Here is a 12,237-nt window from a genome sequence, read left to right on the forward strand (position 1 = left end):
GCGGTCAGTCCGACTCGCCGTATCGGGCCGCGAGATTCTCGGGCATCGGTTCGTGCCGCAGATACTGGCGGGCGAAATCGGCGGTGCCCTGCGTGATGGCCCGCAGTTCCACCGGATAGCGGCCGAGTTCGAGCTCGGGAACCTCCGCGCGCAACAGGGCGACACCCGGCTCGGGGGATTCGGTGCCGAGCACCCGTCCGCGCCGGGCCGACAGATCGCCGAGGACCGCGCCGAGATACTCCTCCGGCACGATCACCCGCACGGCGGCGACCGGTTCGAGTACGCGAACGGTGCTGTGTGAGGCCGCATCCCGCAGGGCCAGCCCGGCGGCGGCCTGGAAGGCCGCGTCGGACGAATCCACCGAGTGGGCCTTGCCGTCGACCAGGGTGACCTGCACGTCGACGAGCGGATATCCCGTCGTCACACCCTTCTCGGCCTGCGCGTACACGCCCTTCTCCACGGACGGGATGAACTGGCGCGGAACCGCACCGCCCACCACCTTCTCGGCGAAGACGACCCCGCTGCCCACCGGCAGTGGTTCGACCTCGACGTCGACGACCGCGTACTGGCCGTGCCCACCGGACTGTTTGACGAGCCTGCCGTGGCCTTTCGCGGGGCCCGCGAAGGTTTCCTTGAGCGGCACCCGATGCTCGACCGTGTCGACCTGGACACCGTGCCGGGTGCGCAACCGTTCGAGGACCAGTTCGGCGTGCGCTTCACCCGTGCACCACAGCACGAGCTGATGGGTCTCGGGATTCTGCTCGACGCGCAGCGCGGGATCCTCGGAGGCGAGGCGCGACAGGGCCTGGGACAGCTTGTCGTCGTCGGTGCGGGTGTGCGCCTCTATCGCGACGGGGAGCAGGGGAGTCGGGGTGGGCCACCGGTCGAGCGGGACCGGATGGTCGGGGTCGTACAGGACGTCGCCGGGTTGTGCCGTCGCGAGTTTGCCGACGGAGGCGATGTCTCCCGCCACGGCCTCCCCGACCGGGCGCTGTTGCTTGCCGAACGGGCTCGTCAGGGCGGGAATGCGTTCGCGGCTGTCGCGGTCGCCGTCGGCCAGCGCGACGATCGTGTCGGGTCGCAGCGTGCCGGAGTACACGCGCACCAGGCTGATCCGCCCGACATAGGAGTCGCCGGCCACGCGCACGACCTGCGCGGCGAGCGGACCGTCCGGATCGCATGGCGGTGCACCACGACCGCGCTGCGTCGGTGCGGGGAATCCGGTGGTGATCAATTCGAGCAGTTCGACGGCACCGATCCCCGTCTCGTCGGCGGGAACGGCCGGGTGCAGGGTGCACGCCAGGATCTCGCGGGTGAGTCCTTCCTGCAGGGAGGCCGTGTCGAGTTGCTCGCCGGCGATGAACCGCTCCATGAGCGTGTCGTCCTGGCCGGAGATGGCCTCCACGAGGCTCTCGCGCGCTTCGGTGGACACCGGGCACGGACCGGGTTCGCCGTAGCTGCGGCCCGTCAGCAGACCCATCGACCCGATCGGGCGGTCGCCGTCGTAGACGGGATAGAACATGGCCCTCAGGGTGTCCGGTCCCAATCCGAAGGCGTCGTGACAGTCGGTGAGCATGTCGTCGAAGCTGTGCCGGGCGACGTCGAGTTTGTTCACCACGATCGCGCGGGGGATCGCCTCGTCGTCGCATTCACGCCAGAGCGCGCGGGTCGCTGCGCTGATGGGATCGGTGGCGGAGACGACGAAGATCGCCGCGTCGGCCGCGTGCAGGCCTGCGCGGACCTCGGCGTCGAAGTCGGGGTGTCCCGGCGTGTCGATCAGGTTGATCTTGATGTCGTTCCATTCGAGGGGGACGACGGACAGCTGCACCGACCGGCGGTGGCGCTGCTCGATCTCCTCGTAGTCGGACACCGTGGTGCCCTCTGCCACGCGCCCGGCGCGCCCGACAGCGCCCGCTGCGACGGCGAGGGATTCGGTGAGGGTGGTTTTCCCGGAGCCGCTGCACCCCACCAGGGCAACGTTGCGGATCCGGTCGGGACTGTCGGCGGTCGGTGCCTGCCGGCTGCGTGCTGCGGAGCGATCGGGCATCGAGCTACTCCCTCGTGTGACCTGCAGCACAGTCTAGGGCATTGCGATCGTCCCTCCGGGGAGGTTCGCAACACGCGCTCGAGGCTCGCAACGCCACCGGTGACCGATGGTGTTGCGAGCCTCGAGGTGCTGGTGCGTACCCCCGGCCTGCTCAGTACACATCGCGCACGTACCGCTTCTCGCGCTTGAGGGTCGTGATGTACTCGGCGGCCTGCTCGTCGCTCATGCTGCCGTGCTCGGCGACGATCTCATGCAGCGCACGGTCGACGTCCTTCGCCATCCGCGACGCGTCGCCGCAGATGTAGAAGTGGCCGCCCTCCTCCAGCCACGCGAACAGTTCCGCGCCGTGCTCCTTCATGCGGGTCTGCACGTAGATCTTCTCGGCCTGATCGCGGGAGAACGCCAGGTCCAGGCGCGTGAGCACACCCGAGTCGGCGAACTCGGCCAACTCGTTCTCGTAGATGTAGTCGCAGCCGCGCTTCTGGTCGCCGAAGAACAGCCAGTTCTTCCCCGTCGCACCCCGTGCGCGACGTTCCTGCAGGAAGCCGCGGAAGGGCGCGATGCCGGTGCCCGGACCGACCATGATCATCGGCGCCGTGTCGTCGGCGGGGACGCGGAAGGCCTTGTTCTTCGACACGAAGATGCCGACCCTGCTCTCACCGACACGATCGGCGAGGAAGGTCGAGCACACGCCGCGACGCTCGCGGCCGTCGGTGCCGTAGCGCACCGCCGCGACCGTCAGGTGCACCGAACCGTCGCACGCGTTCGGGCTCGACGAGATCGAGTACGCCCGGTGCTGCAGCGGACGCAGCAGCGCCAGGAACTGCTCGGCCGACAACTCGGGCGCGGGATCGAGCAGCAGCACGTCGAGAATGTCGCGGCCCCACAACCATTCGTCGAGTGCGGCCTTGTCGCCGTGCCGCAGCACATAGGTGAGTTCCTCGTTGCCCGTGTGCTTCTCGATCTCCTCGAGGAGATCGACGGACGGAGCGGTGATCTCGTAGTTGTAGGTGAGCAGGTGCTCGAGCGTGTCGTCGTGACCCTCGGGGACGGTCGCGCCGTCGAGACCGAGCCGACCGAGGATCGCGTGCACGAGTTCGGTGTCGTTGACGGGCACCACGTTCAGCGCGTCGCCCGCTTCGTATTCGAGACCGGAATCGGCGAGCGCGAACTCGTAGTGCCGGATCTCCTTGGCCGAGTCCTCCCCGGACAGCAGCACGTTCGACGTCAGCACCGCCGGATAGGGATTCTTGCGGGTCCACTGCGACTTCGCCCGGGCCGGTGCCGCCGGTGCCGCGGGGGCGGGAGCGCCGTCGCCCACGATGCCCTCGACGGCCGCGACGAGCGGCAGCGTCTCCGCGATCCACGTCGCGGCGAGCTCCTCGAACTCGACGTCGCAGTCCACCCGCGGCACGATGCGCTGCGCACCGAGCTGCTCGAGCCGCATGTCGATGAGCTTGCCTGCCTGGCAGAACCCGTCGTAACCGGTGTCGCCGAGGGCGAGCACCGCGAAGTTCATGCCGTCGAGACGCGGGGCGCTCTCGGCCGACAGTGCCTCCCAGAACAGCTCGGCGTTGTCGGGCATCTCGCCCTCGCCGTAGGTGGACGTGACGATCAGGACCTGGCTCAGACCGGCGAACCGGTCGAGGTCCATGTCGTCGAGAGCGCACACGACCGGCGCGAAGCCCTGGGCGCGGGCCGCGACCGCAGCGTCCTCGGCGACGGCTTCGGCATTGCCGGTCTGCGAGCCGTAGAGCACGTGCAGAGCGGGTGCCGAGCCGGCGGCCCCGGCATCGTCGGCGGGACCACCGGAGAACAGGCGGGTCTGCATCCCGGCGACGAAGCCGGAGAGCCACGACCGCTGATCGGCGGTGAACGGGGCGTCGAGGGGAATGAACGGGCCGGTGGTGGTCACGCGGAGACTCCCATCGTGGAGGTGAGGACGTTCGGGACGGCGTTGCGTGCGAACAGTTCCTCGTAACCGGGCAGGCGACCTGCGGCGTCGAGATTCTTGCGGCTCTGCAAGAGGATCCAGCCGTAGGTACCGGGCGCATCGACCGAGCGGACGTTGCGCAGGGCCAGGGCCTGCTTGTAGTCGTTCAGGCGCTTGTCGGCGACCAGCGCCGCGAGCTGCTCGTCGGTGTGGTCGGCGATCGCCGCGAGGGCGTAGCGCTCGAGCTTCGCGACGAGGAAGAAGTCCTCGGTGAGCAGCAGATTGCGTGCGGCCTTCTGTACCGCCGGATCCGACACGTCGGTGGCGCCGGGGACCTTCTGCAGCGCCATCTCCTGCGCGGCGGCGAGCACCGTGTAGTTGTTGAGCAGCGCGTACATGGCCTCGGTGTCGGTCGCGTCCGGGGTGACACCACCGGCGACGGGAACACCCGAGCGGTAGTTCTCCTTGAACTTGCGCACCTGGTGCGCGACCAGCGCCGTGGCGACCTCGGCGGCGAGGTCCTTGCGCGACGCTGCGGCGAGGATCTCGTCGAGGTCCTGGTACTGCAGCAGCGCGCGCGGCATGCCGTACGCGAAGCGGTGCTGCTCGACCTGCCAGTTGTCGATCAGGAAGCGGGCCTTCACCGAGCCGGTCGCCTCGACGTGCAGGTGCAACAGCTGCAGCACGGCGGCGTTGTGGATCGCGGCCTGCGGGTCGTCGCCGGTGATCGACCCGAGGACGATCGAGTCGGCGCTGGCCTTGCGGGGGAGCAGGCCCTCGGGGTCGTACTGGTAGACGAACCCGCCCGACATGCCGTTGCCGAAACCCTTGCCGAACTCGCCGATGTTGAGCACCGCGCCGTTGGTCATGTACTCGCAGGCGAACTCGCCGACACCCTCGACGACGGCGGTGGCACCGGAGTTGCGCACCGCGAAGCGGTCGCCGGCCTCGCCCTCGACGAACAGGCGACCGCCGGTCGCACCGAAGAGCGCGAAGTTGCCGATGAGCACGTTGCCACCGCGATCGTCGCTGCCGCCACCCGGTGAACGCAGCACGATCTGCCCACCGCACTGGCCCTTGCCGACGCCGTCGTTGGCGGTACCGGTGTGCTCGATGTGCATGCCGTCGTTGCAGAACGCCCCGAAGGACAGGCCCGCCGAACCGGAGGTGGTGATGGTGACGGTGCCGTCGCGTAGCCAGCGGCGTCCGCGCTCGTCGTCGAGCACGGCCGGCAGGGCGCCGAGGTCCTCGTGGTTGAGCATGCGCTCGATGTCGATCGCCAGCTGCGCGCCGACGCTCTTGTTGTTGTTCGTCAGCTGCACGCCGTCGCCGAGCGCGACGGTGAGCTCCTTCGCATCGACGAGAGCTTCACGCAGCCGGGCCACCCACGCCTCGTCGAGCGAGTAGTCCTTCTCCATGTAGACCGGGTTGTCGATGTGCACCTCGGGCAGCACCGCGAGCATCGCCCGCAGGTCCAGCCGGCCCACGCTCGACGGGTGGTCGAGGAGGTGCAGCAGGTCGGCGCGGCCCCGCGCGTCGCGCAGCGACCGCAGACCCAGGCGGGCGAGCAGCTCGCGGGTCTCGTGCGCGACGTTGAGCAGGTACTGGGCCATCGCTCGCGGATCACCGTTGAACACTTCGGGATTCGTGGTCAGACCTGCCGGGCACTTGACGTTGCAGTTCTTCGCCATGACGCAGCCGAGCATCATCAGCGCGGTGGTGCCGAACTCGAAGCTGTCGGCGCCGAGGAGCGCGGAGACGATGACGTCCGACGCCGTCTGGTGCGCACCCGAGCACCGCAGCACGACCTTGTCGCGCAGACCGTTGGCGGTGAGGGCCTGGTGGACCTCGGCCACACCGATCTCCGCGGACCGGCCCGCGTACTTCAGCGAGGTCACCGAGGCCGCACCCGTGCCGCCGGTGTTGCCGGCGACGTTGATGACGTCGGCACCCGCCTTCGCGACACCCACGGCGATCGTGCCGATGCCCTCGGAGGAGACGAGTTTGACGATCACCCGCACCCGCGCCGCCTTGGCGTCGTGGATGAGCTGGGCGAGGTCCTCGATGGAGTAGGTGTCGTGGTGCGGCGGCGGCGAGACCAGCTCGACGCCCGGCGTTGCGCCACGTGCCGCGGCGATCTCCACCGTGACCTTCTTGGCGGGCAGCTGGCCGCCCTCGCCGGGCTTGGCGCCCTGCGCGATCTTGATCTCGATCTCCTCGAGCATCGGATCTGCGAGATAACCGGCCCACACACCGAAGCGTCCGGACGCGAACTGCTTGATGCGCGAGCCGCGGATGGTGCCGTAGCGGGAGATGTGCTCGCCACCTTCACCGCAGTTCGACATGCCGCCGACCATGTTGGTGCCGTGGGCGACGGCCTCGTGGGCGTTGGAGTTGAGCGCGCCGTGGCTCATCGCACCCGACGCGAGCGCCGGGGTGATCTCGTGGGCCGGCTGCACCCGGTCGAGTCGCACGCTCAGCGGGGCCTGACGGACCTGCTCGAGATAGCGCGCGGCATCGCCGATCGCGTGCACGGTGAGGGTGTCGCCGTAGCAGCGGTGCGAGACGATGCCGTCACCGAAGCGGGCGACGAGCGAGGCTGCGAGCGCATCGGGACGACGGTGGTCGTCGGCCAGCGGACCGGTCAGACGCAGGACGAACTCGCTCTCACCGACTCGCGCCGCGGAGATCCCGCGCACGAGCATCGAGTTGTTGCCGAACCGCGCGAAGCGGCCCATCTCCTTGGTGAAGTCCTCGGCGGTGACGGCGTAGGTGACGTCGGCCGGCAGAGCGAGCACATCGCGCAGCGCCGCGGGACGCTGCGCGCGCTCGTCGGCCATCGTGCGGGCGAACGCGCGGTAGCCCGGGGTGATCTCGAAGGCGTCGATCTCGGCGGGTGTCAGGGCGCGGAAGCCGCCGTAGCGGTACGACGCGTCGTCGAGACCGTGCGCGTCGGAGAGGCGGTGCAGCGGCAGCAGACGCAGCGCGTCGGTCAGATCCGGCTCGGCCTCCCTCTCGACGGGCAGCGTGATCGACTCCTCGGTCATGTCCACGAAGCCGCGCACGGCGGTCGTGCCGAACGAGTGACCGGCGCCCTCGGCGCGCTCCTTGAACAGACCCAGCAGCGGGACGTCCTTCTCCGTCTCGACCGTGAGAGCGCGACGGTGCCAGTCGGCGACGGCCTGCGCGAGGGTGGTGAAACCGACACCGCCGACCGGGGACTTCACGTTCGGGAACCAGCGCGCGAGCACCTCGTCGCCCGTGTCGAGATAGCTCGGCTCGAAGAACTCACCCCCGATGTACGACTCGACGGTGCACAGGCCGACGCGTCCCATCGTCTTCATGAGCGACTTCTCGGCCGCCTTGCGGAACTTCAGGAACGCGGCATCGGCATCGTCGCCGAACTTCTCCTCGGCGCGCATCTGCACCGTGAGCGGATACACCGCAGCGGCACCGAAACCGAGGGTCGCGGCGATGTGATGCGACGAGAACAGCTGTCCGGACTCGACGATGACGGACACGCGCAGACGCAGTCCCTCGTCGATCAGCCGCTGGTCGACCGCGGCGACGGTGAGCACCATGGGCAGTCCGGCGCGGTCGGTGGAGACGTGGCGGTCGGTGAGCACGGCGATGCCACCGGATTCGCGAGCGAAATCGGCGACGGCCTCGGCCGTACCGTCGATCGCGGCGGCGAGTGCGGCCGCGTTCGCCTTGGCGTCGTCGAAGACGGGGGAGTACAGCATCTCGAAACGCCGCACCGGGGTGTCGGACTGCTCGCGGATACGCAGCATGTCGAGGTGCGTGAGGATCGGGGTGGGCACCACGATCTGGGTCGCGGACGAGGCGGGAGCACCGCTACCGGGGCGAGCACCGAGCGCGACGCGCAGGGTCATGCCGTCCGCCTCGCGGATCGAGTCCAGCGACGGGTTGGTGACCTGGGCGAAGCGCTGCGAGAAGTACTTGGCCACACCGCCTTCCTGATCCGACAGCGCGTTGATGGCGTTGCCGTAGCCCATCGCGGAGATGCGCTCCTGACCCGACGCGAGCATCGGGTCGAGCATGAACCGGAAGGACTCCTGGTTGATGCTGTAGGACACGTAGCGCTGGTAGCGGCCGAGATCGCCGTTGTAGCGCAGCGGGGAACCGGCCTTCTCGGCGGGAACCTCGGGAAGGGCATCGAGATCGCGGCGGGCCTCGTCGACGAGCGACGCGTAATCCTGCCGGGCAGCAAGAAGTTCGAGCGCCTCGACGGTTCCGTAGGAGCGGCGCGTGCGGTGATCGAAGTACAGCATGCCACCGGCCTCGATGCGGCCGCGACGCAGCACGGTTTCGGGTGCGAAGTCGAACTGGCCGGCCTCGGAGGTGACGGCGAGGTACTCCTCGGTCTCCACGGTGCGCAGCGGGCGCAGGCCGAGGCGGTCGAGGCGCGCGCCGACGACGGTGCCGTTGCCGAAGATCAGCGCGGCCGGACCGTCGTTCTTCTCCTCGTACAGTGAGAAGAACTCGAGCATCGCGCGGACCTGCGGCGACAGGTCGGTGTCGTTCTCCCAGGCCGGCGGCATCATCTGCACGACCGCGGTGACGAGGTCGAGGTCGTTGTGGGCGATGCGCGAGGCCAGGGTCTGGTCGAACCGGCAGCTGTCGGACTGTCCCGGCGGGCGGATGATGTCGCGGCCCGTCGCGCGGGCGAGGGCGCCCTCGAACAGCCGGTTCTTGCGATCGGTGTTCAGCTCGCCGTTGTGCGCCATGAGGCGGAACGGCTGCGCCATCGTCGGATGTGGATCGGTGTTCGTCGAGAACCGGGTGTGGAAGAACAGGGTGTGCACCGCGTGCCGCGGATCGGTGAGATCGCGGAAGTACGGGATGACCTCGTGAGAGTTCAAGCGGTTCTTGAGAACCTGCGTGCGCGCACTGAGCGAGAGCGGATACAGCCCGCCCAGTTCCGGTTCGGTGTAGGCGCGGGCCTCGACCTCGAGGAGCACGCCGTGCAGCAGCCGGTCGAACTCGTCGACGGAGTCGCACGCGTCGGGCCGCGTGAAGATCCACTGACGGATCGGCAGCTGGTATTTCGTTGCGGCAGGACGCAACACGCTGTCGTCGACGGGAACGTCGCGCACCGTGAGCACGGTGACCCCGGCTCCGGCGAGTGCCGACGAGACGAGTTCCTCGGCATCGGCATGCGCCGCGGGATCGGTGGGGAGGAAGAAGTTTCCGACACCGAAGTGCCCTCCCTGCAAGGGCTTTCCGGTGATCTCGGAGAAGAAGGCGACCGACAGGTCCACGTTGATGCCGGCTCCGTCGCCGACACCCTCGGCGGACATGCCACCGCGGTGTGGCACGACGCACAGGGCTTCGTGACCGCGGGTGAGCACGTCGTGGGTCTGCACGCCGTCCTTGCGGGTGATGAAACCGACACCACAACTGCTCTTGTCCAGCGTGCTGTCGTACAGGCCGGTGTCACGGGCGTGCGTCACGGACGTCCTCCTCGGTGCATCGAATTCGGCGTCGACCGGCAGTGACGATGCGAAGAAGAGGGAACGCGTGGGAAGGCGCAGCTCCTGAGGTGCATAGACGTGTGCCGGAGACGATGTGTGTGAATGCAGACGTCTTTGTCCGAATGCGCCGTGCGTTGCGACGGTGGAGCGCGCGAGCAGCAATGGCCAGTGTAGCGCACGTGTTAACTCCGGTGACGGCGGGATACATCACAACCCGCCGGGAGTAAACGCTGTATTGCGGGACGGGTCTTCGCTACGCTCGCGCCCAACGGCGTCGACAGGCCGGCCTACGAGCAGGGGAGAGCGATATGACCGACATTCTCGACCGCACGCAGATCTACATCGACGGACAGTGGGTGGACTCCGACGGCAGCGGCCGCATCGAGGTCGTGAACCCGACGACCGAAGAGGTCGTCGCCGTGGTCGCCGAGGGTGTCGCCTCCGACGTCGATCGGGCCGTCGCCGCGGCGAGGGCCGCCTTCCCGGCCTGGTCCGCGCTCAGTGGCGCGTCACGTGCCGCCTACCTGGAAAAGGTCTCCTCGCTGGCGAACGAGCGCGCCGACGAGCTCACGAGGGTCGTCTCGCAGGACATGGGGATGCCCGCGCACTTCGCGCGTGCCATCCAGGTCGGGATGCCGCTGAAGAACATCGCCGGCTATGCGTCGCTGGCCGGAACGTACGACTTCGACGACCAGGAGATCGGCAACGCCCTCGTCGTACGCGAACCCATCGGGGTCGTCGGGGCGATCACCCCGTGGAACTACCCGCTGCACCAGGTGGTGCTGAAGGTGTTCGCCGCGCTCGCCGCCGGATGCACCGTGGTCCTCAAGCCCACCGAGGTCGCACCGCTGGTGACCTACGCGCTCGTCGACATCGTCGACGAGGCCGGCCTGCCGCCGGGCGTGTTCAACCTCGTCAGCGGTTACGGACCGGTCGTCGGCGAGGCCATCGCCGCGCACCCCGACGTCGACATGGTGTCGTTCACGGGCTCGACGCGTGCCGGCAAGCGCGTCTCGGTCGTCGCTGCGGAGACGGTGAAGAAGGTCGCGCTCGAACTCGGCGGCAAGTCGGCCAACATCATCCTCGACGACGCCGACCTCACCGCCGCCGTCACCGAGGGTGTCGGCAAGTGCTTCCTCAATTCCGGCCAGACCTGCACCGCACTGACCCGCATGCTCGTCCCCGCCGACCGTCTGCAGGAGGCCACCGCCATCGCCGAGCAGGTCGCGCGGGCCTACACCGTCGGGCTGCCCGACGATCCGTCGTCGAAGCTGGGCCCGCTCGTCAGCGGCACGCAGCAGGCACGCGTGAAGGCGTACATCGACAAGGGCGTCGAGGAGGGGGCCGAACTGGTGCTCGACGGACGCGAAACCGAGTTCACCACCGGCTACTTCGTCGGCCCGACCGTGTTCACGAACGTCGCGCCGGAGATGACGATCGCCCGCGAGGAGATCTTCGGGCCGGTGCTGTCGATCATCGGATACCAGGACGAGGACGACGCGGTGCGCATCGCCAACGACAGCGAGTACGGCCTGTCCGGCGGGGTCTGGTCGGCCGACCCGGCGCGAGCGGAGGCCGTGGCCCGTCGTATGCGCACGGGCCAGGTCTACATCAACGGTGGCGCTTTCAACACCGACGCACCCTTCGGTGGTTACAAGCAGTCGGGTATCGGACGCGAGGCCGGTGTCTTCGGGCTCGAGGAGTTCCTGGAGATCAAAACGATCCTGCGCTGACGGCGGTGCCGTAATTCTGCGCTGACGGCGGTGCCGTCGAATCCTGCGCTGACGGACGACGTACGCGGCACCGGTCGGGGTTTCCCGGCCGGTGCCGCATCGTTTCGGGGGATTGCTCAGTAGTAGACCGCGCCGGGCACGCCACCGCCCACAGCGATCGCATCGCCGGTGATGCCGATGCTGCGCGGGCTCGCGAGGAACGCGACGACGTCGGCGACCTCGCTCGCATCGATGAGGCGGTTCACGGAGTTCTTCGCGATCTGCTGTTCGAGTTCGGCTACCGGCGTGCCGGTCTCGGCCGACTCCTCGGCCAGGCGTGCCGCCAGCCGTTCGGTGCGGGTCCGGCCGGGGTGTACCACGGTGACGTTGATGCCGTGCGGGCCGAGTTCGTCGGCGAGGTTCTTCGTCACAGCCGCAACGCTGACGTTCCGGACCGTCTGGGCGATGGAGTTCGCGCTGCGCGCGCCGAGGCCGCTGATGTTGATGATCCGGCCCCAGCCCTGCTCGATCAGGTAGGGGGCGACGGCGCGTGCGGTGCGCAGACAGCCGAGGACCTTGATCTCGACCTCGTTGCGCACGACGTCGTCGGTGGTCGCGGCGAAGTCCGTCGGCTTGTTCGCACTCCAGGGGGTGGCGGCGGAGTTGACGAGGATATCGACCCCGCCGAGTTCGGCGACGGCCCGCGCGACCAGCGCGTCGACCGAGGCCTGGTCGCCGGTGTCGGTGGGCACGGGAACGATTCGTCGCCCGGTCTCCTCCGAGAGGGTCTTCGCCGCGATGTCGAGATCGGCCGCAGTACGGGCCGCGATCACCACGTCGGCACCTTCGGTGGCCAGTGCCCGCGCGATGGCGTAGCCGATGCCGCGGCTACCGCCGGTGACGATGGCCCTCTTCGCGGTGAGTCCGAGATCCATGCTGCTCCTGTCCGTTCTTCGGGGATGTCCCGACGGTATGCCGACAGGGGAGCGGGCGGCCACGTTTGCGACCGGCGTGATGCGAATCGGTGGACGGCTCCGGGTACGGCGACGG

General features: G+C 68.8%; 5 protein-coding genes. 1 reads left to right on the plus strand and 4 read right to left on the minus strand.

Annotated elements, in window-relative coordinates; genetic code table 11:
* Window positions 1-4: 4 nt before the first annotated feature.
* The 3 genes from ACLBYD_RS11115 to ACLBYD_RS11125 all read right to left on the minus strand — a co-directional run bounded on the left by ACLBYD_RS11115 (window position 5) and on the right by ACLBYD_RS11125 (window position 9,454).
* On the minus strand, window positions 5-2,047 hold the full coding sequence (locus tag ACLBYD_RS11115) for an elongation factor G-like protein EF-G2 (RefSeq protein ID WP_447816481.1): 2,043 nt from the start codon (window positions 2,045-2,047) through the stop codon (window positions 5-7).
* 151 nt (window positions 2,048-2,198) lie between these two features.
* Window positions 2,199-3,962, minus strand: coding sequence for a sulfite reductase subunit alpha (locus tag ACLBYD_RS11120; RefSeq protein ID WP_447816482.1), 1,764 nt, complete (start codon window positions 3,960-3,962; stop codon window positions 2,199-2,201).
* The gene (locus tag ACLBYD_RS11125) at window positions 3,959-9,454 is read right to left on the minus strand and encodes a glutamate synthase-related protein (protein WP_447816483.1); all 5,496 of its coding nucleotides are present in this window, start codon (window positions 9,452-9,454) and stop codon (window positions 3,959-3,961) included. Before ACLBYD_RS11125 ends, ACLBYD_RS11120 begins: the two co-directional genes overlap by 4 nt.
* A gap of 329 nt (window positions 9,455-9,783) precedes the next feature.
* Here ACLBYD_RS11125 and ACLBYD_RS11130 point away from each other — a divergent pair, with 329 nt between their 5' ends.
* Window positions 9,784-11,208: an aldehyde dehydrogenase family protein gene (locus ACLBYD_RS11130; protein WP_447816484.1), complete on the plus strand. Its 1,425-nt coding sequence runs from the start codon at window positions 9,784-9,786 to the stop codon at window positions 11,206-11,208.
* A gap of 116 nt (window positions 11,209-11,324) precedes the next feature.
* Here the strand turns inward: ACLBYD_RS11130 and ACLBYD_RS11135 are convergent, their stop codons facing one another.
* A complete protein-coding gene (locus ACLBYD_RS11135; protein WP_060654350.1) occupies window positions 11,325-12,122 on the minus strand; it encodes an SDR family NAD(P)-dependent oxidoreductase in 798 nt (265 codons plus the stop codon).
* Window positions 12,123-12,237: the final 115 nt, after the last annotated feature.

The sequence above is a fragment of the Rhodococcus sp. C26F genome, assembly GCF_053345925.1.